Below are 25,977 nucleotides of genomic sequence, written 5' to 3'. Positions count from 1 at the left end.
ATGCGGCGCCGTTTTGACAAATGGCTGCTCGGACTAGGCGCTGTCGCCATGCCGATCCGCATCGTCATAGGTCCGGTCTCGCTGCTGATCTTCTCCTGCGTCGGCCTCTATCTCGCGATTGCGCGCCACCGTACCGCGCGGCTGTTCGCCGGGAAATTCTACCTCTTCGCCCTGCTTTATGCCGTGTGGTCGCTCGGGCTCATCTTCTATCGCGGCGAGCCGATCATCGGGAACAGGCAGATCGGCTATACGCTGCTCTTTTCGCTCTTCGCCTTTGCCGGGCCGGGCATGATCCTCATTCACGATCCGCTGCGGGCCTTCGTTCTAGGCTCCCGCCTCGGCACGGTGCTGGCCTTCCTCATCGCCGCCTGCTCCTTCCTCATGGAAGGCGGGCGCATCGGCGTGGGCGGCAATGCGGCGGTCTTCGCCTTCGTTGCGGCCCTCGCGGCAATCGGCGCCACCATACCGTTGCGCGACCAGCCCAATCGTTTTCCGCCGAAGCGGCCGGGCCTCTGGTCCGCGTTCACGGCGGCAATCGCGCGCTTCCTGCCCGACGGGCCGCAATATCTCATCTTCGGCGCGGTATCGGTCGCCATATCGGAAACGCGGGCGGTTCTCGTGGTGATGCCGATCTTCATCTTCGTGGAGATCCTCGTTTTCGCCGCGAAGCACAGCCCGGTTCGGCGTTCCGCCATTTATATCGGCTCTTCAGTGGCCCTGGCTGCCGTCGTCATGGTGGGGCCGATCGGGCACAAGATCCATGAGCGCTTCTTCGGCATGGTCGAATATTACGACACCGGCGACAGTTCGAAATGGAAGGACAAGGCCTCGGCGGATATCCGCATGACGCTTTGGTCGGGGGCGGTCCGGGTCATCAAGGAAAATCCCGTCACCGGCGTCGGTTCCTACGGCAAGATGGATGCGGTCCGCGCCAAGGCGGGCGACAAGGCGCCGATGCTGAGCGGGTACCTGCATGTGCACAATGCCATTCTGGACGAGCTCCTCAACAATGGCGCCATCGGGCTGATCCTGCTTATCGGCACCTGGGCGTTCGGCCTGTGGCACATCCTGCGCAATGCGTCCAGTGCGGGCCTCGTGCGCGCCACATGCTATTTCGTCGTGGTGGGAATCAGCTACGGTGTCCTGCACAATCCGCTCTTGCACGAGACGACCATCGCGGCTCTGTTCTTCTTTTTCGGGGCGCTGAACGCCGCGACGTCGCGCAGGATAATGCAGGAAAGGCGAAAACTGGCAGTGCCGGGTACAGCATGAAGGCAATCGTTACAGGGGCCGCCGGCTTCATAGGTTTTCACGTCGCACGGCGATTGGCGCAACAGGGTTTCGAAATTGTCGGCCTCGACAACATGAACCCCTATTATCCCGTCGCTCTCAAGGAAACGCGGCTTGCCGCCCTCGAGGGTGCGAGCAATGTGGAGTTCGCGCTCGTCGATGTGGCGGATGGTGAGGCCCTCGCATCGGCGCTTCGCTCCCACCAGGATGCCGATGTCATCGTCCATCTCGCTGCCCAGGCCGGTGTGCGCTATTCCGTCGAAAACCCGGCCGCCTATGTCGATGCCAATATCCACGGGCAGGTCGCCGTATTCGAGCAGGCGCGGCGGATGTCCAGGCGCCCGCCGGTCGTCTATGCCAGCTCCTCGTCGGTCTATGGCGCCAATACCAAGGTGCCGTTTTCGGAGACGGATCGGGTCGATCATCCCGTTTCGATCTATGCAGCGACGAAACGCTCTGCCGAACTGCTGGCCTATTCCTACCGCCATGTCCATGGCATCGCGTCGACCGGGCTGCGATTCTTCACCGTCTACGGGCCCTATGGCCGGCCCGACATGGCGCCCTGGCTCTTTACCGACGCAATCTTGAAGGGCGAACCGATCAAGGTCTACAACCACGGAAAGATGGAGCGCGATTTCACCTTCATCGACGATATCGTCGCCGGCGTCGTGGGCGCGGTGCGCCGCATACTGGATCGGCCGGACGAAACCGCGCCGGTCTACAATCTCGGCAACAACAAGCCGGTGCAGCTGATGCGCTTCATCGAGATCATCGAGAAGGCCTGCGGGCGCGAGGCGATCAAGCAGTTTGCGCCCATGCCGGCGGCGGACGTGCCGCGGACCTATGCCGATATCGGCCTTGCTGCACGCGATCTCGGCTTTTCGCCGGCCACTTCGCTGGAAGACGGGCTTCCATTGTTCGTCGAATGGTTTCGCGGCTATAATGGGCGCTGAGCCCGAAAACCGTCAGGAAATGCCATGAGCAATGAACGTGACAAGAGAGGCTTCCGCCCGCTCGCGGATCCGGCATCCGGCGTTCTCGATCCGGTGCTGCGCAAGCGTGCGGGCGTAGCCATCGAACTGGTGCAATCATGGGAGGAGATCGTCGGGCCAGCCCTCGGCGAGCAGTCGCGGCCCCTCAAGCTGATCTGGCCCCGCCGCGCCCATGAGGATGATCCGTTTCAACCGGCGACTCTGCTCATCGCCTGCCAGGGCTTCACCGCCATGCGCCTCCAGCATGAGACCGGCGAACTGATCAGCCGCGTCAACGCTTTCCTTGGCTTTTCGGCGGTGGGCCGCATCAAGATCGAGCAGAAGCCCGTCAGCCAGCCGGTCAAGCGGCGGCCCGCCTTGCCGCCGGTGGATGCGGCGACCGCAAGCAGGATCAATCGTTCGGTCGGCGGCATCGAGGACGACGGGCTGAGAGAGGCGCTGCAGCGGCTCGGGCAGACCATCCACGCGGCCAGACAGCTCGGCAAATCCTGAGCTCGGCGCGCCGAAATCACGAAAAATTCAAAGACAGACGGGCAAGCGTGCCTTAAAGAGACTGGCATTGCATACTAATTGCGAAAAACTGACATCAACGCCGGAGACAGGTGACCCTGATGAATGAACCGCTGACACGTAGACAAATCCTGGCGCTCGCCGCCGTTTCCACGGCCGCCATGACACTGGCCGCAAACGGGTCTGCCTGGTCGCAGGAAGCTGCCCCAGCCTCGAGCGGCAAGGTCGATGCGGCGAAGCTTCTGGAACAGGGCAGCCTGAAGGACATGGTCATGGGCAAGGCGGATGCGCCTGTGACCATCGTCGAATATGCGTCGATGACCTGCCCGCACTGCGCCCATTTCTCGGTGACGACACTGCCTACGATCAAGGCGAAATATATCGATACGGGCAAGGCGAAGCTGATCCTGCGCGAATTCCCCTTCGATCCGCGCGCTGCGGCAGCCTTCATGCTGGCCAGGTGCGCGCCGGAAGAGCGTTATTATCCGCTGGTCGAAGTGCTGTTCAAACAGCAGGAACAATGGGCCGCGGCGGCTAATGCAGAGGAACCGCTGCTGCAAATCTCCAAATTGGCCGGTTTTACACAAGAGTCATTCAAGGCTTGCTTGACGAACCAGAAACTTCTGGATGATGTGAATGCAGTGCGCGAGCGCGGCGCAAATGATTTCGGTGTGGATTCGACCCCGACCTTCTTCATCAACGGCGCCAAATATTCGGGAGCCCTGACGGTTGACCAGATGTCAGCGATTATCGACCCGCTTCTCTAGGTCCCGCCTTCCTTCAACTGGCGGGCGCCGCGGCGCGCCCGTCATTTCTTCCCCGATGGTCGGGTAGGGGCGGCCGATGCGCTTTACCAAGCTCCGGCTTCTCGGCTTCAAATCCTTCGTCGAACCGGCGGAATTCGTCATCGAGGGCGGCCTGACCGGCGTCGTCGGTCCCAATGGCTGCGGCAAGTCCAATCTCGTCGAAGCACTGCGCTGGGTCATGGGCGAGAGCTCGTACAAGAACATGCGCGCTTCCGGCATGGACGACGTCATCTTCTCCGGCTCGGGCGCACGTCCCGCCCGCAACACCGCCGAAGTCACGCTTTTCCTCGACAATCAGGATCGCAGCGCCCCGCCGGCCTTCAACAATGCCGACGAGCTGCAGGTTTCGCGCCGCATCGAGCGCGAGGCCGGTTCGGTCTACCGTATCAATGGCAAGGATGCGCGCGCCAAGGACGTGCAATTGCTGTTCGCCGACCAGTCGACCGGCGCCCGCTCGCCGTCGATGGTCGGGCAGGGGCGCATCGGCGAACTGATCCAGGCCAAGCCGCAGGCGCGGCGTGCGCTGCTGGAAGAGGCGGCCGGCATTTCCGGGCTGCACACGCGCCGCCACGAGGCGGAGCTGCGGCTGCGGGCGGCGGAACAGAATCTCGAACGGCTGGAAGACGTGGTCGGACAGCTGGAAGCGCAGATCGAGAGCCTGCGGCGCCAGTCGCGGCAGGCAAGCAGGTTCAAGAGCCTGTCGGCGGATATCCGCCGTTCCGAGGCGATCCTGCTGCATCTCAAATGGTCGCTGGCCAAGGCGCAGGAAGCCGAGGCGCAATCCATCCTCGCCGTAGCGACCTCCGGCGTCGCCGAGCAGGCGCAACGCCAGATGAACGCCGCCAGGGAACAGGGGATCGGCGCGCATCAGCTTCCCGACCTTCGCGAGGCCGAGGCTCGCGCCGCCGCCGCCCTGCAGCGGCTGACGATTGCGCGAAGCCAACTGCAGGAAGAGGCCGAGCGCGTGCGCGCGCGGCAGTCGGAAATCGCCAAGCGCCTGCTGCAATTTGGCGAGGATATCGCCCGGGAAGAGCAGATGGTGCGCGAGAATGCGGATGTCCTGGTCCGCCTCGACGAGGAGGAGCGCAGGCTCAACGACGACAATGCCAATGCCGGCGAGCGCGAGATCGAGACGCGCGCGGCCTTCGAACAGGCGCAGGCGAAGCTCGGCGAAAGCGAGTCCGCGCTTGGCAAGGTGACGGCGGAACGCGCCGAGGCCGCTGCCGAGCGGGCGCAGATCGAGCGGCTGCTGCGCGAAAGCACCGAGCGCCGCGACCGCTTCGTTCGCCAGATCGGCGATGTCGAGCGCGACCTCGCCAGCGTGACGGCGCAGATTGCGGCGCTTGACGATCCAGCGGAGAAACAGCGGCTTGTCGATGAAGCCGAGGCCGTTCTCGTTCAAGCGGAAGAGGCGGCCATGGGCGCGGAAGCGGCGGTCGAGGCAGCGCGTCGCCGCGAGACGGAATTGCGCCAGCCCCTGCAGGAAGCGCGCGGCAGGCTGAGCAGCCTCGAAGCGGAGGCGAATACGCTGTCGCGGATGATCAATGCCGGTGGCGCCGACCTCTTTCCCGCCGTTCTGGAGACCGTCAGGGTCGAAAAGGGCTTCGAGACTGCCCTCGGCGCGGCGCTTGGCGAGGATCTCGATGCACCGCTCGACAAGGCGGCGCCGGTCTATTGGGGCGAGCCAGGCGATAGGGGCGGCGACGCGCCGCTGCCTTCAGCGGTCCCTTCGCTCGCCGATTTCGTCAAGGCGCCGACGCAGCTGTCGCGCCGCCTGGCGCAGATCGGCGTCGTGGACGAGGCTGACGGCCCGCGCCTCCAGGCACAGTTGAAGGCGGGCCAGCGCCTCGTCAGCCGGTCGGGCGCGCTATGGCGCTGGGATGGCTATACGGCCAGCGCCGATGCTCCGACACCGGCGGCGCAACGCCTTGCGCAGAAGAACCGCCTGGCGGAACTGGACGAGGAGATCGTCGAGGCGACGAAGCGGCTGCGCTCGGCGGAGACAGCGCTTGCCGAGGCGGAGGCGCAGGTACGCCAGCAGGTCGAGGCCGAGCGCACCGCGCGCGACCATTGGCGTGCCATGCAGCGCGCGCTGGGCGATGCCCGTGAGGCGCTTGCCGCTGCCGAGCGTGCATCCGGTCAGTTGGCCAGCCGCCGTGCGGCGCTCGATGAGGGGCGCTCAAGGCTCGCCGAATCGCTGGAGGAGGCGCAGGAGCAATTCATCGAGATCGAGATGCGGCTCGAAACCGCTGCCGATCTGGAGGATATCAATGCGCGGCTGGCCGATCTGACGGCCGATGTCATGCGCGACCGTGCGGCGCTGGCCGAGGCGCGGGCGATCCATGACGGCTTGCGGCGCGAGGCGGAAACGCGCCAGCGCCGGCTTGAAGCCATCGGCGATGAGCGCAAGAGCTGGATCACGCGCGCCCAGAACGCCGACAATCATATCCGCTCGCTGGAAGAGCGCCGCATCGAGGCGGACCGGGAGGCCCAGAGCCTCGCCGATGCGCCGGACGACATCGAGCAGCGCAACCGCACGCTGCTTTCGCAATTGTCCGAAGCCGAGGCCCTGCGCAAGGAGGCCGGCGACCGGCTCGCACTGGCGGAGAGCCGGCAGCAGGAACTCGACCGCAGCGCCACCGACGCCATTCAGGCGCTGGCGACCGCGCGCGAGGCGAGGGCCCGCGCCGAGGAGCGGCTGGCCGCCACGCAGGAGCGCCGCCAGGATGCCGAGACGCGCATCGTCGAGACGCTGAACTGCCCGCCGCACGAGGCGGTCAAGCTGACCGGCCTGACGCCGGAATCGCCACTGCCGGACGTGGATGGGATCGAGCGCAATCTGGAGCGCCTGAAGATCGAGCGCGAGCGGCTCGGCGCCGTCAATCTGCGCGCCGAGGAGGAGCAGCAGGAGCTTTCCGAGCGGCTGGAAGCGCTGATCGGCGAGCGCGAAGACATCATCGAGGCCGTCAAGAAATTGCGCCAGGCCATACAAAGCCTGAACCGCGAGGGGCGCGAGCGGCTGCTGGCGGCGTTCGAAGTGGTGAACGTCCAGTTCAAGCGGCTTTTCACCCATCTTTTCGGTGGCGGAACGGCGGAATTGCAATTGATCGAATCCGACGACCCACTGGAAGCGGGACTTGAGATCCTTGCCCGCCCGCCCGGCAAGAAGCCGCAGACGATGACGCTGCTTTCGGGCGGCGAGCAGGCGCTTACCGCCATGGCGCTGATCTTCGCGGTGTTCCTCACCAATCCCGCGCCGATCTGCGTGCTCGACGAGGTCGACGCCCCGCTCGACGACCACAATGTCGAGCGCTTCTGCAATCTCATGGACGAGATGGCCGCTTCGACCGATACGAGGTTCGTGGTGATCACCCACAATCCGATCACCATGGCGCGCATGAACCGGCTCTTCGGCGTGACCATGGCCGAGCAGGGTGTTAGCCAGCTCGTTTCCGTCGATCTTCAGACCGCCGAGCAGTTGCGCGAAGCCAGCTAGTTTTGACGAAGAATTTCAAGGGTTAACGTGGTTTTACCCTCTTAATCGATTTGAATGCTGCATCGCAACAATTCGCACTGGCGCTTGCCCGGTCGATCGCGTAGACCTCAATCATGCTCGTCGGCATGGGAGGCTGCGAATGGAAAAGTGGGTATATACTTTCGGCGATGGCAAGGCGGAAGGATCCGCCGGCGATCGTGATCTTCTGGGAGGCAAGGGCGCAAACCTCGCCGAGATGTGCGCGCTGGGCCTGCCGGTTCCGCCCGGTTTCACCATCACCTCGCAAGTTTGCAGCTGGTATTATGAAAACGGCCGCAGCTACCCCGCATCGCTGGAAAAGGACGTCGAGGCCGCGCTCGGGCACATTGCCGCGGTGACAGGCCGCAAGCTCGGCGACAATGCCAGGCCATTGCTGGTTTCCGTGCGCTCCGGCTCGCGCGCTTCGATGCCCGGCATGATGGATACGGTGCTCAATCTCGGCCTCAACGACGAGACGGTCGAGGCGATCGCACGCGAATCCGGCGATGCCCGCTTTGCCTATGACAGTTATCGGCGCTTCATCCAGATGTATTCCGACGTGGTGATGGGGCTGGATCACTCGGTTTTCGAAGAGATTTTGGAGGATACCAAGGCAAATCTCGGCCATGATGTCGATACGGCCCTGACGGCGGACGACTGGAAAGGCGTGATCGCCCTCTACAAGGAAAAGATCGAGGAAGAACTCGAGGCGCCATTCCCGCAGGATCCGCAGCAGCAATTATGGGGCGCGATCGGCGCGGTATTCTCAAGCTGGATGAACGCGCGCGCGGTGACCTATCGCCGCCTGCACAACATGCCGGAAAGCTGGGGCACGGCGGTCAATGTCCAGGCCATGGTCTTCGGCAACATGGGCGACCGGTCCGCCACGGGCGTGGCCTTCACGCGCAACCCGTCGACCGGCGAAAAGAAGCTCTATGGCGAATTTCTCGTCAATGCCCAGGGCGAGGACGTCGTCGCCGGCATCCGCACCCCGCAGAACATCACCGAAGAGGCGCGCCTTGCTGCCGGTTCCGACCGGCCCTCGCTGGAAAAGATCATGCCCGAGGCCTTCGCCGAATTCTGTGCCGTTTCGGACAGGCTGGAGAAGCACTACCGGGACATGCAGGATCTCGAATTCACCATCGAGAACGGCAAGTTGTGGATGCTGCAGACCCGCTCCGGCAAGCGCACCGCCAAGGCCGCGCTGAAGATCGCCGTGGAAATGGCGGAAGAGGGGCTGATTTCGCGCGAAGAGGCGGTGCTGCGCATCGAGCCGGGATCGCTCGATCAATTGCTGCATCCTACCATCGACCCGCGCGCGCAGCGCGAGGTGATCGGCACCGGCCTGCCGGCCTCGCCCGGCGCGGCGACCGGCGAAATCGTCTTCTCCTCCGAGGATGCCGAGCAGCTCAAATCCGAGGGCCGCAAGGCCATTCTCGTGCGCATCGAGACGAGCCCCGAGGATATTCACGGCATGCACGCCGCCGAAGCCATCCTGACGACGCGCGGCGGCATGACCAGCCATGCGGCGGTGGTCGCAAGGGGCATGGGCAAGCCCTGCGTATCGGGTGCCGGCTCGCTGCGGGTCGATTACCGCAACGAGACCTTGCTCGCCATGGGCGTCACCCTGAAGAAGGGCGATATCATCACCATAGATGGCGGTATCGGCCAGGTGCTCAAGGGCGCGGTTCCGATGCTGCAGCCGGAGCTTTCCGGCGATTTCGGCAAGATCATGGAATGGGCGGACGGCGCACGCCGCATGAAGGTCAGGGCAAACGCCGAAACGCCCAATGACGCCCGCACCGCCCGCTCCTTCGGCGCGGAGGGCATTGGCCTTTGCCGCACGGAACACATGTTCTTCGATGGCGAGCGGATCATCGCCATGCGCGAAATGATCCTCGCCGAGAACGAAAAAGGCCGCAGGACCGCGCTCGACAAGCTGCTGCCGATGCAGCGTGCGGATTTCGTCGAGCTTTTCGAGATCATGAACGGCCTGCCGGTAACGATCCGCCTGCTCGATCCGCCGCTGCATGAATTCCTGCCGAAGACCGACGAGGAAATAGCGGAAGTGGCGGCGGTGATGAATGTCGGCGTCGAAAAGCTGCGCGAGCGCACCGACGCCCTGCATGAATTCAACCCGATGCTGGGCCATCGCGGCTGCCGCCTCGCCATCTCCTATCCGGAAATCGCCGAGATGCAGGCGCGCGCCATTTTCGAAGCCGCGGTCGAAGCCGCCAAGTCCACGGGCGCTCCGGTCGTGCCGGAAATCATGGTGCCGCTGGTCGGGCTTCGGGCCGAACTCGATTTCGTCAAGGCCAGGATCGACGCCGTGGCGGCGGAGGTGATGCGGGAAGCCGGTCTCACCATCGACTATCTTGTCGGCACGATGATCGAATTGCCGCGTGCGGCGGTGAGGGCGAATTCGATTGCCGAAGCCGCCGAGTTCTTCTCGTTCGGCACCAATGACCTCACCCAGACCACGTTCGGCATCTCCCGCGACGACGCCTCTTCCTTCCTGACGACCTATCAGGCAAAGGGCATCATCGCCCAGGACCCCTTCGTCTCCATCGATGTCGATGGCGTCGGCGAACTCGTGCGGCTGGCGGCGGAAAAGGGCAGGGCGACGCGACCCGACATCAAGCTCGGCATCTGCGGCGAGCATGGCGGCGACCCTGCTTCGATCCACTTCTGCGAGGAGGTGGGGCTGGACTACGTCTCCTGTTCGCCGTTCCGCGTGCCGATCGCCAGGCTGGCGGCAGCGCAGGCATCGGCAAAACCGGCCGGCTAGTGGGGTTGCCTTAAATCCGGCTCTATTTGCGCGATCTTCGCGAGCAAACGGAGTTTTCGGCGAAAAAATGCGTGCTCATGCTGCAGCCCTGGCTGCCATCTTCACATTTGCGGCTGCCGGTACGGCGATCGGCGGCGGCAGGCCGCATTTCGTCGAGCCGCAGCTTTACGTGCACCAGGGCGGCCCGGATGCACCGCAACTGGCCTTGACGCTCGACGCATGTTCGGGCCAGACGGACCAGCGCATACTCGACATGCTGGTCGCCAACCGGATCCAGGCGACGATCTTCGTCACCGGGCGGTGGCTGAAGCGCAACCCAGCCGCAATCGCGACGCTGCTGGCTCACCCGGACCTGTTCGAACTCGAGAATCATGGGCTGGCCCATGTGCCGGCGATTGACGACCAGCCGACGATGTTCGGGCTGAAAACGGCGGGATCGCTGGGAGCCATCCAGGGCGAAATCGATGGCGGCGCCGATGCCATGCAACGGGCCGCCCTGCCGCGGCCGCATTGGTACCGCGACGCCACTGCCCGATACAGCACCGATGCGGTGGCGCTCATTCACGGCCTCGGCTACCGGCTGGCAGGATATTCGCTCAATGCCGACATGGGCGCTTCGCTGCTGGCGGGGCAGGTGGAGCGACGGCTGGAAAAGGCGAGGGATGGCGACGTGATCATCGCCCATATCAACCAGCCTACGCGCGCGGCCGGCGAGGGGGTGGTGAAGGGTATCCTCGCGCTCAAGGCGCGGGGCTTCCGCTTCGTGCGCCTCGAAGACGTCACCACGGCGGAGCGTCCGGTCAGGCCGGGAGCCTGATGAAACCGGCCACGGAGGGGTGTTGTAAATGTTTCATGAAAAGAACAAACGGCTGTAATTTGGCACACCTATGCCGGTGGAGATGATTAAAGTTCAACTCCCAGGTGAATTCATGCGACCGATATTCCTTTCCATTATTGCTTCGGCATTGGCGATCACGGCTGCCCATGCCGACGAACGGCAATTTGACGCCAAGCTCGTCTCCCAGGCCATCCTTCCCGCCAATACCATGGTCGATGCGCCGAACGACGCGCCGGAACACCTCAAGACATCGGGGAAATTCACCACGCCCGACCGCAAGCGCGCCGAAGGCATGGGCACGGTCCCCGGCAAGGATGGCGCACGCCTGACCGGCCTGTCGATGCCGTTCCAGGGCCAGCCATTGCAGGGCTTTTCCGGTATCAAGGCAATCGGCGACGGCACCTACTGGACGCTTTCGGACAATGGCTTCGGCAGCAAGTTCAATTCGCCGGATGCGATGCTGATGCTGCACCATGTCGCCTTCGACTGGGACAAGGGTGTCGTCGATCGCCGCGAGACCATATTCCTGCGCGACCCGGATCGTAAAGTGCCATTTCCGATCGTGATGGAAGGCAGCGACAGCCGCTATCTGACCGGTAGTGATTTCGATGTCGAATCCATTCAGCCGGTCGAGGACGGTTTCTGGCTCGGCGAGGAGTTCGGCCCCTATCTCGTCAAGGTTAGCCGCGACGGCAAGGTCACCGATGTCGTGCCGACCATGGTCGGCGATATCGCGGTGCGCTCGCCCGACAATCCGGCCATCGGGCTGCCCGCCAATCCGAGCCTGAAGAACCCGGCCTTCAACCTGAAGCGCTCCGGTGGCTTCGAAGGCCTCGCCCAGTCGAAGGATGGCAGCAAGCTCTATGCGCTGCTGGAAGGCCCGCTGTTCGGCGAGGATGGCACTGTCGAAAAGGTCGATGGCATGCCTGCCCTCAGGATCATCGAGTTCAATGTCGCGGACAAAGCCTGGACGGGCCGTTCCTGGCTCTATCCGCTATCGGCCGGCGGCGAGGCCATCGGCGATTTCAACATGATCGATGCGACCACCGCCCTCGTCATCGAGCGCGACAATGGCGCCGGCACCGCGGCCAAGGCATGCGCCGACCCGAAGGCGCCGAAAGCCGATTGCTTCGAAGCTCCATCGAAGCACAAGCGCATCTACAAGATCGAAATGTCGGATGCCGAAGTCGGCAAAGCCGCGCGCAAGATCGGCTATATCGACCTGATGAAGATTGCCGATCCGGACGGCAAGAAGCGCCAGGGCGGCGGCGACGGCTATTATGACATGCCGTTCGTCACCATCGAGAACGTCGACGTGGTGGATGCCACGCATATCATCGTCGGCAATGACAACAACCTGCCATTCTCGGCCGGGCGTGCGGTGGACCGGGCTGACGATACCGAATTCGTCGTGCTCGAAGTCGGCGATTTCCTCAAGGCCCGCTAGGCCGCAAATAGCAGACGGCCGCAAACAGGAGACGGGGCGGAGGCCTTCGCCTCCGCTCCCCGATGTTACGCCGCGCGCAGATTCTGCGCCGAGACCAGGGCTTCCGTATCGGCCAGGGCGAGCTCGAACCGGTTGAACAATTCGTTCAGTTCGTCCTCGGTGATGATCATCGGCGGGCAGAAGGCGATCGCGTCGCCGACGGCGCGCAGCACCGCTCCATGGCCCTCGAGGAAACGCGCCAGGGCTGGACCGACGCCATCGGCGGGGTTGAACGGCCGCTTGGTTGCCTTGTCGGCTACGAGTTCCACGGCGCCCATCAGCCCGCAATTGCGCACTTCGCCGACCAGCGGATGGTCGCTGACCCGGGCCAGCCTTGCCTCGAATGTCGGCGTCAGCTTGCGCACCTCATCGACGATGTTGCGCCGCTGGTAGATCTCGATCGCCTTGACCCCCAGCGCGCAGCCGACCGGGTGCCCGCCATAGGTGAAGCCATGGCCGAAAGTGCCGATGGCGGCGCTGTGGTCGACATAGGCCTGGTAGACATCCTCCGGCACCAGCACGGCGCCGAGCGGCGAATAGGCGGCCGTCAGCTGCTTGGCGGCGGAAATGGTGGTCGGCGTCATGCCGACGCTCTGGCTGCCCCACCAATTGCCGGTACGGCCGAAGCCATTGATCACCTCGTCGGCGATGATCAGAATGTCGTGCTCGCGCAGGATCGGCTCGATGGCGGCAAAATAGCCGGAAGGCGGCACCAGCACGCCGCCGGCGCCCATGACCGGCTCGGCGATGAAGGCGGCTATCGTGTCCGGCCCCTCGCGCTCGATCATGTCCTTCAGCGATGCGGCCAGCCGCTGCACGAATTCGGCCTCGCTCTCGCCTTCGAGGCCGAACCTGTAATAATGCGGGCAATCCGCGTGCAGGACGCCCTCTACGGGCAGATCCCAGCCCTTGTGATTATAGGGCAGGCCGGTCAGCGAAGCCGCCATGACGGTGACGCCGTGATAGGCCTTGACCCGCGAAATTATCTTTTTCTTCTTCGGCCGCCCGAGCGCATTGTTGTAGTACCAGGCGAGCTTCACCTGCGTATCGTTCGCTTCCGAACCGGAGGAAGTGTAGAAGACCTTGGAAATCGGCACCGGTGCGATCTCCTTCAGTTTCTCGGCAAGCTCGATCGCCGGTTCCATGCCCTTGCCGCCGAAGAGGTGATAATAGGGCAAAGTGCGCATCTGCTCCGTCGCCGCTTCGATCATCTCCTCGTCGCCGAAGCCGAGGCCGGCGCACCAGAGGCCGGACATGCCCTCGATATATTCCTTGCCCTGCGTATCGTAGAGATAGACGCCCTTGCCCTGGCCCATCACCAGCGGGCCGTTTTCATGCAGCTTGTGCAGGGGCGTATAGGGATGGAGGAGGGCGTCCATGTCGCGCTGCTGGACATTGGTAAGGGGCATGCTGGCCATTTCAAATCACTCCGTCTTGTCTGGTTGAGCGAGCTTAACCAGACTCCCCTCAAAGAGCAAAGAGGGACGCCGCCGGAAGCGGTGCGAAGAGGCGGTGAAGCCGATTTGGCCGGATATCCGGACACGCCGTGTCATCAGAATTTCATATGCCGGCACTATGCGTGGCGCCAACTGGCCTCATTGCGGTACCAGATACGCTCGGCGGAATTAGCTGTATTTTTTATGTTCGTTTTTAATGTCTGTTTTTGGAGATGATGATTTTGAATGGCCGATATTATTTCCTGTTACCGCTGCTTCTCGTGACAGCCTGCGACGGGACCGAGGAAAATTCGCCGACCCCGGCGCAATCGACTTTCAGCGAGGCAAAAACGGGCGAGGTACGCATTGAACACCCGGTCTCTGATCAGCCTGCTGCGTCGAACACGATTGCTGTTGTCGCACCGCCCGCGGTAGCCGCCGAAGCCGGGATCGACACGCCTGCGGCGAATATCACCACTACACAACCGTACACAGCCGACAAGCCCAGTCTCGAAGCCGAAGTCGAACATGGCGCGAAAGAGCCCGCTGTTGCGCCTGACGCCGAACCGCGCTTGGAGCAGGACCTTGCGTCGAAGCTGCCAGCCACCGTTGAGCCCGTCGTGGCGGGCGCCGAGGCAAGCCAGGTTCTCGTCGCCCAGCCTGCCAACGCCGATAATGCCGTCGCCGAAAAGGAAAGTCCGTTAGCGGAGAGCAAGGCCGATCTGGAGAATAGCGGCAAGACGCTCGCGGCTCGCAGAGAAGATCTATGCAAATAGGCCATGAATTTCGTGTTGCCACGACAGGGATCTGAGTGAGCTCCATTCTTTTATTTATATTTTTCAGGATGTTACAATGGAAAGACGTGATTTTATCAAGATGCTCGGTCTTGCGGGCACCAGCACCGCAGCCTACGCCGCCTGTTCGGCCTATATGCAGAAGGCGCTGGCGGAATCGACCGTGATCAAGGACATGCTGGCGGCGGATGTTCACTGCGAGAAGGGCTCGCTGAAAGATATCGAACATGTGGTCATCCTCATGCAGGAGAACCGCTCCTTCGACCATTATTACGGCACGCTGCGCGGCGTACGCGGCTTCGGAGATCCGCGCCCGCTGAAGATGCGGGATGGCGAGCCTATCTGGCACCAGCCGAATCCCACGAACCGGAACCAGCGGATTCGCCCCTACCATCTGGCTAACAAACGCGACGGTACCGATGCCGGCCATGTTTTCCTTCAGGATCCGGACCACGAATATGGCTCTGGCCTTGACGCGTGGAACTTTGGATGGAGCGATAGGTGGATCGAGAATAAGAAGATAGTTACGATGGCGCATTACGTCGGCGCCAATATCCCGCTTTATTTCAAGCTCGCCAAGGCATTCACGATTTGCGATAGCACCTTCTGTTCGCATAATGGCGCCACCGATCCCAACCGCAGCTATTTCTGGACCGGAACCTGCGACGGCCGCACGAGCAATACTTATTTCAGCTCGCCCGGGCTTCCCGAGGCGAGCCGTCCCACGTGGGCGACCTATCCGGAACGGCTGGAGGAACTGGGCGTCGACTGGAAATTCTACCAGGACGGACTGACCTGGACGAATGGCCAGCCGTTCGCCGGAAACTACGGCGACAATACGCTGGAATATTTCCGGCAATATCGTGACAAGACGACCAGATTATATGCCAAGAACCAGACCGTGAATTCGGTACTGCGTACGAAAGCGGATGAGGAATCGCAATTCGAACGGGATATTCGCGATGGCACGCTGCCGCCGATATCCTGGATCGTTCCGGCCGAGGCCTATACGGAACACCCGAAATTCCCTCCCCATTTCGGCGAATATTACGTGAACGAGATATTGCGGGCCTTTCTTGCCAACAAGGAATTATGGCGCAAGACCGTATTCTTGATCACCTATGATGAGAATGGCGGTTTCTTCGACCATGTGTTGCCGCCCGTCCCGCCGCTGAACGGGGACATGGGGAAGACATCCGCCGGCATCGTGATCCCCCAGCAAGGTGGGCCACGCGATTTCAATTCTGAACAATCGGTTTCCGGGGCTACCAGGGGCGTCATAGGCATGGGAATGCGCGTTCCCATGCTGGTCATCTCGCCCTGGAGTGCCGGCGGGCGGGTCTGCTCGGAAGTATTCGACCACACCTCCGTGATCCAGTTCCTGGAAACATGGCTTACGGCCAAGGGCAAGCAACCCAAGGAGGCCCCGCTCTTCCCGAACATATCGTCCTGGCGGCGTGCGATTGCCGGCGACCTTACGAGCGCCTTCGACTTCGACCGGACACAATTCGGCCCAATGTCAGAGCTGGTGGAGACGGCAAAACCGGCAAGGGTTTGGACTGCGGCTGAAGTTGCGAAAGCCAAGACCACCTCGGTTCTCGAGCCGGACATGGGCGATGTCAACAACGATCCGGCCGCGAAATTTCCCGTCGTAGCCAAGCAGGACCGTGAGCGCTGCGATATATTGCCGATCGGCTACGACTTCGAGGTGCTCGCCTCGTTTGTCAAAAGAGGCGGTACGAGACGCCTGAACTTCACCTTCCGCAACCGGGGTAAACTCGGCGTGGCTTTCACTGTGCTGTCCTATGACCGGATGGATGGGGGCTGGTTCTATAGCGTCGAAGGGACGAGCGGCGAGCCCATTGAAATTTCCGATAGCTGGAGCCTGGCGGCCGACTTGGAGACTCATCGATTCGCTGGTGACTATGCCTATGCTATCCACGGCCCGAACGGTTATCTTGGCGAATTCTATGGCAATTCGGACGATCCCAGCCAGCAGTTATTGCCGGACATCGTCAAGGTCATCGCCGACGAAGATGGCAAATTTGCCCGGTTCGACTTCAGCGATTGGCCGACCGCCAATGGTCGGCTCAAGGTCATAAACGCCTATACGGGCGAGGAAACTACGCTGGAGAATGGAAGAACGAGCATCAAACAGCAGACCAGGGACGGTTGGTACGACGTGGCGTTCATCGATGCGGCGAACCCGTCCCGCTATTTGAGGCGCTATGCCGGGCATATGGAGAATGGCAGGATCAGCAGGAGCGATCCCGCCATCGGTATGCTCTACGACGAGGTCCAGCGCGTCTATCTCGAGGTCGCTGCCTGAACCTGCCTGGTCGCAACCGGCGCCGAAACGTCCGCCGGCTCTCTGCGAAGCCGGCCGCAAACGGGCTGGCGGGTCACATTCGCCTACAGTTGCGGCAGTCCGCGGTGGAATGAACTCTTGTCGGAGGTCACGGTCATTGTCAGCCCGTCATTGGCGAGGAGAACATAGACGGTCTGTTCGGCGGAACCATCGGAAATGGCGATGGCCGCGATCCGTTGATGATCGCTGTCTTCCTCGGCGCGGACGTTGAATATCAGCTTGCCGCCGACAAGATCCGCGGCTTTGCGCAGCGTTTCCTCGAAGCCCTGGGTGACGATGTCCTGTGCGCCCAGCGCCAGTTCCACCTCGACCATTTCGAGCGAGATCGTTTCGTTTATCTGCGGGCTGTTCTCAAGCCCGTTCTTGTTGTTTCCCGATTGCGACAGGCCCTCATCCTCCATTGTTTGCGGCAATCCGCCAAATCACATGGCGGAATGATGACAGGTTTGTGCAACGCGATACATTCATAAATTGTGAATGGCATACATGATGGCGATTGTTCCGTGGCGGCACGGGCGTCTGGCGCTTGTCTGGAATGCCAATTGGGGTTAGCTGTGAAGCGCTTGATACGAGGAACCCATGCGAACGCATATTCGCCGCCGTCACTCCATCTCGGCCCGATGGTCGGTTCGCATCGCTTTTCTCGCGGTGATTCTCTTCGTGCTGTCGGGGCTGGGGCATCGGTTCGAGCGCATCGAGACACCGGAGTTCCTGTGGCTGCTGGCGATCGTCGGCACCATGGCCATCCTGGCGCTGCTCCTCGCGATGAAGGGCTTCACCAGCCTGTGGCGGCGCGGCGATATCGGCTTCTCCAAGGCGTTCTGGGGCGCGATTGTCGCCTTGCTGGTCCTCGTTCCCTTCGCAACCACCCTCTACCAGATCCTGGCATTGCCGACGATCTATGACGTCTCGACCGATATCGTCGATCCGCCATCGCTCTTCGCGGCGTCGGGCCGAACCGAGCGGATGAACCCGCTGGTGAGCGATCGCGCCTCGCGGCAGTTGCAGACCGCCGCCTATCCGCAGGTGACAGGCCGGCGCTATGACGGCTCGCCGGACCGTATCCTGACCGCCGTGAAGACGGTGATCGCCAATAATGGCTGGACGATCGTACAGCAGAAGGGCGAGCCCGGCGAGGACGAGGAAATCCTCGTGCAGGTCGTCGCCCGCACCTGGCTGCTCGGCTTCACCAGCGACGTGGCGATCCGCCTGAGCGACGAGAGCGAGACGACCTATGTCGATATGCGCTCCGTTTCCCGCTATGGCATTCATGATCTCGGCGAGAATGCCGACCGCATCGCGGCTTTCATGACGGCGCTCGACGCCGAGGTGCAGGGGGCGCAGCCGGAAGAGGAAACGACGCGGTCGCCGGCGGAAGACCCGACCTGACCGGACAGGCAATACGCCCGGATAGCTACGAGTAGATGCCGTCGATGGCGGGGTTGCCCTCGGTCTGCACCAGGCCGCGCGCCACCATGTCCTCCAGATGCGCCAATACCGAGAGGCCGGCCGCGCCATGCAGCCGCGGATCGGTCTCGCGATAGATCGCTTTGACCATTGCGGGAATGGTCCGGTCGCCGGCGCGCACGCGCTCGAGAATGGCGCGCTCGCGCATCTTGCGGTGTGTTTTCAAGCCCCTGACGAAGGCGCCTGGCTTTGTGACGGGTCCGCCATGGCCGGGGAAATAGACGCGGTCGCGGCGTTCCAGCATGCGGTCGAGCGAGGCCATGTAGTCCGACATGGAGCCATCCGGCGGTGCGACGATCGATGTCGACCAGGCCATGACATGATCGGCGGAAAAGACGATGCCGGTTCCTTCCAGCGCGAATACGGCATGATTGGCGGTGTGTCCCGGCGTGTGGATCGTGCGGATGGTCCAGCCATCCCCGGCAATCAGCGACTGGTCGGCGGCCTCGATATCGGGCGAAAACTCCGTGTCGGCGCTGGCGTCGAGCAGGTTCACCTCGCCGGTGTGGAGCGGCCGCGCCGGCCGGTGCGGACCCTCGGCGACGACCAGCGCCCCGGTTTCCCGGCGCAATGTCTCGGCGAGCGGCGAGTGGTCGCGATGCGTGTGGCTGACGAAGATGTGGCTGACGGGGCGCGGGCCGATCGCCCTTCGCAGGGCGGCAAGATGGTCGTCGTCCAGCGGGCCGGGATCGATGATGGCGAGCGTGTCGCGTCCGATGATATAGGAATTGGTGCCGTGAAAGGTGAAGGGACTGGGGTTGTTCACCGTCATCCGCCGTATGGCAGGTGCGATCTCTACCGCCTCGCCATAATTCGGGGCGAAGCTATTGTCGAAAACCAGAGACATGCGGGGAAGGTCCTTGTGCTACAAATGGCGTATTGCGGTGCGGCATGTTCCTTAATATACCGTTTGCATCAAGTGGTGAAAGCCAGCCCGGAGGACCAGAGAATGAATACCGCCCAGACCCGTTCGCTCGCCGAGACGTTCCAGCCCGAATCGCAAATCGCCAAGGCGGTCTGGTATGTCAGCCTCGCCCTGGTCGGTTCGGCGCTCATGACCCTTGCCGCCAAGACCAAGGTGGACATGGTGTTCGTCAATGTGACGATGCAGACATTCGCGGTCTTCGCCATCTCCGCGGCCTATGGCTCGCGCCTCGCCGTGGCGACCATGGCCCTCTATCTCATGCAGGGCGCGCTCGGCATGCCGGTCTTCACCGGGACGCCGGAAAAAGGCATCGGCCTTGCCTATATGGTCGGCCCCACCGGCGGCTATCTTCTCGCCTATCTCGTCGCCGCCTGGGTGATCGGCAAGGCAGCCGATATCGGTTTCACCCGCAATCCGCTGCGGCTGGGGCTCGCCATGGCCGCCGGCGAGATCATCATCCTCGGCATGGGCTTCCTGTGGATGGCCTATCTCTTCGGTGCGGAAAAGGCGCTGGCCTTCGGCGTCGGCCCGTTCATCTTCGGCGATGTGCTGAAGCTCGTTCTTGCCGCGCTTGCGGTTCCTGCCGTCGGCGCGCTGCTCAAGCGCGGTTGATCGTCCTTGCAGGCCTATCCGCGCGATCTCGTCGGCTATGGGCGCAACTCTCCGGACCCGCAATGGCCGGAGGGCGCCAAGCTCGCCATACAATTCGTCGTCAATTACGAGGAGGGCGGCGAGAGCTGCATTCTCGATGACGATCCCGTCTCGGAGAGCCTGCTTTCCGAGATCGTCGGCGCCCAGCCCTGGCCGGGGCAGCGCAATCTCAACATGGAATCGATCTATGAATATGGCGCGCGCGCCGGGTTCTGGCGCCTGTGGCGCATGTTCACGCGCCGCTCCCTGCCGGTAACCGTCTATGGCGTCACCCTTGCCATGGCCCGCAATCCGGAAGCCGTCGCCGCCATGAAGGAAGCGGGCTGGGAGATTGCCAGCCATGGCCTGCGCTGGCTCGAATACAAGGACTTTTCCGAGGAGCGCGAGCGCGAACACATATTGGAGGCGGTGCGGCTTCATACGGAGATCACCGGTTCCCGTCCCCTCGGCATCTACCAGGGCAAGCCGTCCAGCCAGACATTGAAGCTGGTGATGGAAGAGGGCGGGTTTCTCTATTCGGCCGATAGTTATGCCGATGAATTGCCCTATTGGGTGCAGGGGCCGAAGGGGCCGCATCTGATCGTGCCCTATACGCTGGACGCCAATGACATGCGCTTTGCCACGCCGCAGGGCTTCAACAGCGGCGATCAGTTCTTCTGCTACCTCAAGGACAGCTTCGACGTCCTCTACCGCGAGGGCCTCGAAGGCGCACCGAAAATGATGTCCGTCGGCCTGCATTGCCGCCTGGTCGGCCGGCCCGGCCGCGCGGCGGCGCTGGAGCGGTTCCTGGATTATGTGCAGCAGCACGACAAGGTCTGGGTGGCGCAGCGCGTCGATATCGCCCGTCATTGGCACGAACATCATCGGCCGTCGCAGCCATGAGTGTCGAAGACCTCACGGTGGAGCCCTTGACCAGGGCGGCGTTCGCGCCGTTCGGCGATGTGATCGAGACGGAGGGCGCGCAGATGCGCCTGATCAATGGCGGCAGCACCGAGCGCTTCCACGATCTTGCCAAGGTCGATATTGCCGGGCCGGACGCCCGCGTGCTCGTCAATATCTTTGTCGGCCAGGCCTTCTCGCCGCCGATCACGATCGAGATGCTCGAACGTCACCCGTTCGGCAGCCAGGCCTTTTATCCGCTGCAGGCGCGGCCGTTCCTGGCCGTGGTCGCGCCGGACGAGAATGGCGTTCCCGGCCGGCCGCGAGCTTTTCTGTGCCGCGGCGACCAGGGCGTCAATTATGGCCGCAACGTCTGGCATCATCCGCTGATCGCCCTCGGGGAGAAATCGGCCTTTCTCGTCGTCGATCGCGGCGGCGCAGGCGACAATCTCGAAGAGCATTTCTTTGCCGGGGGCAAATTCAGGATAGCGCGGCTCGATCCGGCATAGTTCGGTTCGCACGTCATGGCGGAAAAAGGCTTCCCGGCGCCCGAAAATAGTTCGCGGGATTGGCATCCGGGCCCACTTGACGGCTGCGCCACGCCGGTTGAAGCTGGATACATGGCAAATTCCATAAGGTTCTTTCTCAATGGCAGGAAGCAGGAGGCATCGGTCCGGCCGGACATGACGGTGCTCGACTGGCTGCGCCTTTCCGCCCGCCTCACGGGCACCAAGGAGGGCTGCGCGGAGGGCGATTGCGGCGCATGTTCGGTCCTCATCGGCGACCCGGACGACGGCGACATGCGCTATCATGCCGCCAATAGCTGCATCCTCGCCATGGGGCAGGTCGATGGCCGCGCGGTCGTGACCGTGGAGGGGCTGAAGGCGGGCCAATTGCATCCGATACAGGCGGCGATGGCGGAAAACGGCTCGTCGCAATGCGGCTTCTGCACCCCCGGCATCGTCATTTCTCTGGCAGGCCTCACGGCAGCGAACAAGGATGCCGATGACGAGGCCATCCATGATGCGCTGGCGGGCAATCTCTGCCGCTGTACCGGTTATCGACCGATCGTCGAGGCCGCCCGCAAGGTCGTCGCCGGCGGCGGTGCCGCGATCGCAGGACCCGGCGCCGCCGAGGTCGCGGCGCTGCAGCCCGGCTTGCTGGAGGCGGGAGGCGCCGCCTTTCACCAGCCGGTCTCGCTGAACGAACTTCTGCCGTTGCGGGGCGAGAAGCCGGATGCGGTGCTGCTTGCCGGCGGCACCGATCTCGGCGTTGCGCTTGCGGATTATCATGGCGATTGGAACGAGGTCATATCGCTCGCCCGGGTGCGCGAGCTGCGCGCCATCCGCGAGACGGAGCATCATTTGAGTTTCGGCGCGGCGGTGACATGGGAAGAAGTGCTCGGCAGCGTCGTTCCGCTCTACCCGTCGCTGGCAACGCTCATTCGCCGCTTCGGCTCGGCGCAGATACGCTCCATGGGCACGATCGGCGGCAATATCGGCACGGCGAGCCCTATCGGCGATGGACCGCCCGCCTTGATCGCGCTCGGTGCCGAAATCGAGCTCGCCTCGCTCACCGGCCACCGCTTCATGGCGCTTGAGGATTTCTTCACCGGCTATCGCAAGACGGCCCTGCGTGCGGGCGAGGTCATTGCTTCCGTCTCGATACCAAAGCCGCGCGAGGGACAGGAATTCCGCGTCTACAAGATATCCAAGCGCTACGACCAGGACATATCGACCGTCTGCGGCGCCTTTTCGATCCAGCGCGAGATGGGGCAGGTCCGCCAGGCCCGTATCGCCTTTGGCGGCATGGCCGCCGTTCCCATGCGCGCCGTGGCCGGCGAGGCGGCCCTGGTCGGCAGCAGTTTCGACGAACGGGCGATCGAGGCCTGCGCCGCCGCCATATCTTCCGGCTTCGAGCCGCTGACCGATTGGCGCGGCACCGCGGCCTACCGGCTTCAGGTCGCCGCCAATCTCGTCCGCCGCTTCCACAGGGACGTCGGCGGCGAGACCGTGGAGGTCATGGCGCTATGAGCAGCGAAACCGCGGCGCGCATCGTCCAGCGCTCGATCGTCGGCAAGGGCATCGCCCATGATTCGGCTGCCCGTCACGTGGCGGGCGAGGCCGCCTATATCGACGACATGCCCGAACTGCCGGGAACGCTGCATGGCGCGCTGGTGCTTTCGCCGGTGGCCCATGGCCGGCTGAAGGGCGTCGATGCCAGCGAAGCGCTTGCCATGGAGGGCGTCGCCGGTTTCTGGAGCGCCGGCGATGTGCCCGGCCATAATGAAGTCGGCCCGATCCATACGGGCGAGCCGCTTTTCGCCGAAACCATCCTCGAACATGAGGGCCAGGTCATCGGCATCGTCGCGGCGCGTGATTTCGAAACCGCCTACCGGGCGGCGAAACGCGTCAGGCTCGACATCGAAAAGCTCGATCCGGTGCTCGACATCGAAGAAGCGCACCGCCGCAAGAATTATGTGGTGCCGCTGCAGGAAGTGGTGGACGGAGATGCAGCGACGGCCATCGATGCCGCCCCCCACGTCTTCTCCGGCACGCTTCGCATGGGCGGGCAGGATCATTTCTACCTCGAAACCCACATCGCCTATGCCATTCCGGGCGAGAATGGCGAAATGCTGGTGCATTCGTCCACGCAGCATCCGACGGAGGTACAGCATCACGTCGCCGGCATCCTCGGCATTCACGCCAATGCGGTCGAATGCCAGGTGCGCCGCATGGGCGGCGGGTTCGGAGGCAAGGAAAGCCAGCCGACGATCATCGCCGGTGCAGCGGCCCTGGTGGCGGTGAAAACCGGCAGGCCCTGCAAATTGCGGCTGAAGCGCCGCGACGACATGGCGGCGACGGGCAAGCGCCATGATTTCGTGGTGCACTGGCGCGTCGGCACCGATGCAACGGGCCGCATCCATGGGCTGGAAGCCGAATATCTGGCCCGCGCCGGCAATGTCGCGGACCTTACCGGGCCCGTCATCACCCGTGCGCTCACCCACACCGACAATGCCTATCACATTGCCCATGCGCGCTTTGCCGGCCATGCCTGCAAGACCAATACCGTCTCCAATACGGCGTTTCGTGGCTTTGGCGGGCCGCAGGGGATCATCACCATCGAGGCCGTGATCGACACCATCGCCCGCAAGCTGAAGCTCGATCCGAACAGGGTGCGCGGGGTCAATTATTACGGCAGCGACACCGGCGACATGACGCCCTATGGGCAGAAGGTCGAAGATAACAGGCTCGTCGAGGTCACCGAGGCGGTTCTCGCCTCGTCCGAATGGCAGCGGCGGCGCGCGGAGATCGACCGGCACAATTCCGCCGATCCCGTGATCAGGCGGGGTCTGGCGATGATGCCGGTCAAGTTCGGCATTTCCTTCAACCTCACATCGCTGAACCAGGCCGGTGCGCTGGTGCATGTCTATCTCGACGGCTCCATCTTCCTCAACCATGGCGGCACCGAGATGGGGCAGGGCCTGTTCGTCAAGGTGGCGCAGGTCGTGGCCGAGGTGTTCCAGGTCGATCTCGACATGGTGCGCATTTCATCGACGGCGACGGGGAAAGTGCCGAATACCAGCGCCACGGCGGCCTCCACCGGATCGGACCTCAACGGCATGGCGGCCTATAAGGCGGCGACGGCCATCAAGGCGCGCATGACCAGGGTGGCCGCGGAACATTTCGGCGTCGGGGAGGAACTCATCCTCTTCCGCGAGGGCCGCGTCCATGCCGGCAATGAATCGATCTCGTTCGGCGAACTGGCGAAACTGGCATGGGCGAAGCGGGTGCAGCTTTCCGAAGCGGGGCATTATGCGACGCCCAAGATCCACTGGGACGGCAAGGCCATGAAGGGCCGGCCGTTCTTCTATTTCAGCTATGGCGCGGCGGTGGCGGAAGTGGCTGTCGACACATTGACCGGCGAGACGCGCTGCCTGCGCGCCGACATATTGCAGGATGTGGGATCGCCGCTCAATCCCGCCATCGACCTTGGGCAGATCGAAGGCGCCTTCGTCCAGGGCATGGGGTGGGTCACCTGCGAGGAATTGTGGTGGGACGGCGCCGGAAAGCTGCGCACCGTCGGTCCATCCACCTACAAGATACCCGGCTCGCGCGATGTGCCGCCGGCCTTCAACGTGCGTATTCTCGACAATCTGCCCAATCGCGAGGAGACGGTCTATCGATCCAAGGCGATCGGCGAGCCGCCGCTGATGCTCGGCATATCGGTCTGGCTGGCCATTCGCGACGCCATAGCGTCGATCGATGGCGATGTGCCCGACCTTGATGCACCGGCAACGCCGGAGGCGGTGCTGCGCGCTGTCGGCATTGCCAAATCCCGAAAACAAGGAGCGCTGCTGTGAAGCTCGAAAGCCTGAATTCGGCGGAACGCGACGCATTCGTCGCTGCGCTGGCCGGCATCTACGAACATTCGCCCTGGGTGGCCGAGGCCGTTGCCGATGCACGTCCTTTCGCCTCCGTCGATGCCCTGCATGAGGCGATGAACGGCGCTGTCGCCCGTGCCGGACGCAAGGCGCAGCTCGACCTCATCCGCGCCCATCCGGACCTTGCCGGCAAGGCGGCGCTGGCCGGCGCGCTGACCGCTGAATCGACGGGCGAACAGCGCGGCGCGGGCCTCGATCGGCTGACCGAAGCCGAGTTTGCCGAGTTTCATCGGCTCAACGACGAATATCGCGGCAGGTTCGGCTTTCCGTTCATCCTGGCGGTGCGCGGCCACGACAAGCATTCGATCCTTGCTTCGTTCCGCCAGCGGCTGGCGAATGATATCGAAGCGGAGACAGAAGAGGCCTTGAGCCAGATCGGCCGCATTGCCGGCTTCCGTCTGCGCGACCTGCTGGAGGAACAGCAATAATGGGAAAACTGTCGACCCATGTTCTCGATACGAGTGCCGGCATTCCTGCCGAAGGCATCAGGATAACCCTGCATCGCCTCGATCCGGAAGGCGTGCGCCATCTGCTCGTCACCGCCGTCACCAACAGCGACGGACGGACGGACCAGCCGCTGCTTGCGGCGGCTGGTCTGATCCCCGGCCAATATGAACTCACGTTCCATGTCGGCGAGTATTTCGGCGCGAAGCGAGCGCCGGCGGACGCCGTGCCGTTCCTCGACGACGTTCCCGTGCGCTTCGCCATAGGTGATGCGGGCGCGAATTATCACGTCCCGCTGCTCGTTACGCCCTGGTCCTATTCCACCTATCGCGGCAGCTGATCCGC

At 63.2% G+C, this 25,977-nt stretch carries 21 protein-coding genes; 18 read left to right on the top strand and 3 right to left on the bottom strand.

Annotated elements, in window-relative coordinates:
- From M8997_RS14745 to M8997_RS14710, 8 genes are all read left to right on the top strand, one after another.
- Entirely contained in the window at positions 1-1,272 is a 1,272-nt protein-coding gene (locus M8997_RS14745; RefSeq protein WP_252597207.1) for an O-antigen ligase, read from the top strand.
- Complete coding sequence (locus tag M8997_RS14740) at positions 1,269-2,243, top strand: NAD-dependent epimerase/dehydratase family protein (RefSeq protein WP_250014791.1); 975 nt, start codon at positions 1,269-1,271, stop codon at positions 2,241-2,243. Before M8997_RS14745 ends, M8997_RS14740 begins: the two co-directional genes overlap by 4 nt.
- A 24-nt stretch (positions 2,244-2,267) precedes the next feature.
- Positions 2,268-2,774, top strand: a complete 507-nt coding sequence (locus M8997_RS14735) for a DUF721 domain-containing protein (RefSeq protein WP_250014790.1) — start codon at positions 2,268-2,270, stop codon at positions 2,772-2,774.
- Between the two features lie 119 nt (positions 2,775-2,893).
- Positions 2,894-3,559 carry a DsbA family protein gene (locus tag M8997_RS14730; protein ID WP_250014788.1) on the top strand — a complete coding sequence of 222 codons (666 nt, stop codon included), beginning with the start codon at positions 2,894-2,896 and terminating at the stop codon, positions 3,557-3,559.
- Between the two features lie 76 nt (positions 3,560-3,635).
- Positions 3,636-7,094, top strand: a complete 3,459-nt coding sequence (locus M8997_RS14725) for a chromosome segregation SMC family protein (protein ID WP_250014787.1) — start codon at positions 3,636-3,638, stop codon at positions 7,092-7,094.
- A 139-nt stretch (positions 7,095-7,233) separates the two neighbouring features.
- A complete protein-coding gene (gene ppdK, locus M8997_RS14720; RefSeq protein WP_250014786.1) occupies positions 7,234-9,900 on the top strand; it encodes a pyruvate, phosphate dikinase in 2,667 nt (888 codons plus the stop codon).
- A gap of 67 nt (positions 9,901-9,967) precedes the next feature.
- Positions 9,968-10,717 carry a polysaccharide deacetylase family protein gene (locus M8997_RS14715; RefSeq protein WP_250014785.1) on the top strand — a complete coding sequence of 250 codons (750 nt, stop codon included), beginning with the start codon at positions 9,968-9,970 and terminating at the stop codon, positions 10,715-10,717.
- A gap of 112 nt (positions 10,718-10,829) precedes the next feature.
- Positions 10,830-12,185 carry an esterase-like activity of phytase family protein gene (locus M8997_RS14710; protein WP_250014784.1) on the top strand — a complete coding sequence of 452 codons (1,356 nt, stop codon included), beginning with the start codon at positions 10,830-10,832 and terminating at the stop codon, positions 12,183-12,185.
- A 65-nt stretch (positions 12,186-12,250) separates the two neighbouring features.
- Here M8997_RS14710 and M8997_RS14705 read toward each other — a convergent pair whose 3' ends face one another.
- A complete protein-coding gene (locus M8997_RS14705) occupies positions 12,251-13,642 on the bottom strand; it encodes an aminotransferase (RefSeq protein ID WP_250014783.1) in 1,392 nt (463 codons plus the stop codon).
- Positions 13,643-13,893: 251 nt separating this feature from the next.
- Here M8997_RS14705 and M8997_RS14700 point away from each other — a divergent pair, with 251 nt between their 5' ends.
- Both M8997_RS14700 and M8997_RS14695 read left to right on the top strand, forming a co-directional pair.
- On the top strand, positions 13,894-14,436 hold the full coding sequence (locus M8997_RS14700; protein WP_250014782.1) for a hypothetical protein: 543 nt from the start codon (positions 13,894-13,896) through the stop codon (positions 14,434-14,436).
- Between the two features lie 76 nt (positions 14,437-14,512).
- Positions 14,513-16,783 carry a phosphocholine-specific phospholipase C gene (locus tag M8997_RS14695; protein WP_250014780.1) on the top strand — a complete coding sequence of 757 codons (2,271 nt, stop codon included), beginning with the start codon at positions 14,513-14,515 and terminating at the stop codon, positions 16,781-16,783.
- Between the two features lie 83 nt (positions 16,784-16,866).
- Here M8997_RS14695 and M8997_RS14690 read toward each other — a convergent pair whose 3' ends face one another.
- Positions 16,867-17,223: a hypothetical protein gene (locus M8997_RS14690; protein ID WP_250014779.1), complete on the bottom strand. Its 357-nt coding sequence runs from the start codon at positions 17,221-17,223 to the stop codon at positions 16,867-16,869.
- A gap of 178 nt (positions 17,224-17,401) precedes the next feature.
- Here M8997_RS14690 and M8997_RS14685 point away from each other — a divergent pair, with 178 nt between their 5' ends.
- The gene (locus M8997_RS14685) at positions 17,402-18,211 is read left to right on the top strand and encodes a DUF1499 domain-containing protein (RefSeq protein WP_250014778.1); all 810 of its coding nucleotides are present in this window, start codon (positions 17,402-17,404) and stop codon (positions 18,209-18,211) included.
- A 25-nt stretch (positions 18,212-18,236) separates the two neighbouring features.
- On the opposite strand, the gene M8997_RS14680 is transcribed toward M8997_RS14685, so the two are convergent.
- Positions 18,237-19,136 (bottom strand): MBL fold metallo-hydrolase, encoded by a 900-nt coding sequence (locus M8997_RS14680; RefSeq protein ID WP_250014777.1) that lies wholly within the window; start codon positions 19,134-19,136, stop codon positions 18,237-18,239.
- 102 nt (positions 19,137-19,238) lie between these two features.
- On the opposite strand from M8997_RS14680, the gene M8997_RS14675 reads away from it, so the two are divergent.
- The 7 genes from M8997_RS14675 to uraH all read left to right on the top strand — a co-directional run bounded on the left by M8997_RS14675 (position 19,239) and on the right by uraH (position 25,972).
- A complete protein-coding gene (locus tag M8997_RS14675) occupies positions 19,239-19,826 on the top strand; it encodes a biotin transporter BioY (protein ID WP_250014776.1) in 588 nt (195 codons plus the stop codon).
- A 6-nt stretch (positions 19,827-19,832) separates the two neighbouring features.
- Positions 19,833-20,747, top strand: coding sequence for an allantoinase PuuE (puuE, locus tag M8997_RS14670; RefSeq protein WP_250014775.1), 915 nt, complete (start codon positions 19,833-19,835; stop codon positions 20,745-20,747).
- A complete protein-coding gene (locus M8997_RS14665; RefSeq protein ID WP_250014774.1) occupies positions 20,744-21,253 on the top strand; it encodes an ureidoglycolate lyase in 510 nt (169 codons plus the stop codon). Before puuE ends, M8997_RS14665 begins: the two co-directional genes overlap by 4 nt.
- A gap of 111 nt (positions 21,254-21,364) precedes the next feature.
- The gene (gene xdhA, locus M8997_RS14660; protein WP_250014773.1) at positions 21,365-22,777 is read left to right on the top strand and encodes a xanthine dehydrogenase small subunit; all 1,413 of its coding nucleotides are present in this window, start codon (positions 21,365-21,367) and stop codon (positions 22,775-22,777) included.
- Positions 22,774-25,107 (top strand): xanthine dehydrogenase molybdopterin binding subunit, encoded by a 2,334-nt coding sequence (gene xdhB, locus M8997_RS14655; protein ID WP_250014771.1) that lies wholly within the window; start codon positions 22,774-22,776, stop codon positions 25,105-25,107. The genes xdhA and xdhB overlap by 4 nt, the downstream gene beginning before the upstream one ends.
- On the top strand, positions 25,104-25,616 hold the full coding sequence (uraD, locus tag M8997_RS14650) for a 2-oxo-4-hydroxy-4-carboxy-5-ureidoimidazoline decarboxylase (RefSeq protein ID WP_250014769.1): 513 nt from the start codon (positions 25,104-25,106) through the stop codon (positions 25,614-25,616). Before xdhB ends, uraD begins: the two co-directional genes overlap by 4 nt.
- Positions 25,616-25,972, top strand: a complete 357-nt coding sequence (gene uraH, locus M8997_RS14645; RefSeq protein WP_250014766.1) for a hydroxyisourate hydrolase — start codon at positions 25,616-25,618, stop codon at positions 25,970-25,972. Before uraD ends, uraH begins: the two co-directional genes overlap by 1 nt.
- Positions 25,973-25,977: the final 5 nt, after the last annotated feature.

Origin of the sequence: Phyllobacterium sp. 21LDTY02-6 (assembly GCF_023554255.2) — a bacterium.
Classification (GTDB): Bacteria; Pseudomonadota; Alphaproteobacteria; order Rhizobiales; family Rhizobiaceae; genus Phyllobacterium.
Note: the sequence above shows the minus strand (reverse complement) of the source record. Positions and strands in the feature narration are given on the sequence as shown.

Excerpts from the sequence above, each read along its gene's own strand:
- M8997_RS14725 (WP_250014787.1), top strand. The coding sequence starts at position 3,636 with ATGCGCTTTACCAAGCTCCGGCTTCTCGGCTTCAAATCCTTCGTCGAA.
- M8997_RS14735 (WP_250014790.1), top strand. The coding sequence starts at position 2,268 with ATGAGCAATGAACGTGACAAGAGAGGCTTCCGCCCGCTCGCGGATCCG.
- M8997_RS14695 (WP_250014780.1), top strand. The coding sequence starts at position 14,513 with ATGGAAAGACGTGATTTTATCAAGATGCTCGGTCTTGCGGGCACCAGC.
- M8997_RS14705 (WP_250014783.1), bottom strand. The coding sequence starts at position 13,642 with ATGGCCAGCATGCCCCTTACCAATGTCCAGCAGCGCGACATGGACGCC.
- M8997_RS14740 (WP_250014791.1), top strand. The coding sequence starts at position 1,269 with ATGAAGGCAATCGTTACAGGGGCCGCCGGCTTCATAGGTTTTCACGTC.
- M8997_RS14685 (WP_250014778.1), top strand. The coding sequence starts at position 17,402 with ATGCGAACGCATATTCGCCGCCGTCACTCCATCTCGGCCCGATGGTCG.
- M8997_RS14730 (WP_250014788.1), top strand. The coding sequence starts at position 2,894 with ATGAATGAACCGCTGACACGTAGACAAATCCTGGCGCTCGCCGCCGTT.
- ppdK (WP_250014786.1), top strand. The coding sequence starts at position 7,234 with ATGGAAAAGTGGGTATATACTTTCGGCGATGGCAAGGCGGAAGGATCC.
- M8997_RS14715 (WP_250014785.1), top strand. The coding sequence starts at position 9,968 with ATGCGTGCTCATGCTGCAGCCCTGGCTGCCATCTTCACATTTGCGGCT.
- xdhB (WP_250014771.1), top strand. The coding sequence starts at position 22,774 with ATGAGCAGCGAAACCGCGGCGCGCATCGTCCAGCGCTCGATCGTCGGC.
- M8997_RS14700 (WP_250014782.1), top strand. The coding sequence starts at position 13,894 with ATGATGATTTTGAATGGCCGATATTATTTCCTGTTACCGCTGCTTCTC.
- xdhA (WP_250014773.1), top strand. The coding sequence starts at position 21,365 with ATGGCAAATTCCATAAGGTTCTTTCTCAATGGCAGGAAGCAGGAGGCA.
- M8997_RS14680 (WP_250014777.1), bottom strand. The coding sequence starts at position 19,136 with ATGTCTCTGGTTTTCGACAATAGCTTCGCCCCGAATTATGGCGAGGCG.
- M8997_RS14665 (WP_250014774.1), top strand. The coding sequence starts at position 20,744 with ATGAGTGTCGAAGACCTCACGGTGGAGCCCTTGACCAGGGCGGCGTTC.
- M8997_RS14745 (WP_252597207.1), top strand. The coding sequence starts at position 1 with ATGCGGCGCCGTTTTGACAAATGGCTGCTCGGACTAGGCGCTGTCGCC.
- M8997_RS14710 (WP_250014784.1), top strand. The coding sequence starts at position 10,830 with ATGCGACCGATATTCCTTTCCATTATTGCTTCGGCATTGGCGATCACG.
- M8997_RS14690 (WP_250014779.1), bottom strand. The coding sequence starts at position 17,223 with ATGGAGGATGAGGGCCTGTCGCAATCGGGAAACAACAAGAACGGGCTT.
- uraH (WP_250014766.1), top strand. The coding sequence starts at position 25,616 with ATGGGAAAACTGTCGACCCATGTTCTCGATACGAGTGCCGGCATTCCT.
- M8997_RS14675 (WP_250014776.1), top strand. The coding sequence starts at position 19,239 with ATGAATACCGCCCAGACCCGTTCGCTCGCCGAGACGTTCCAGCCCGAA.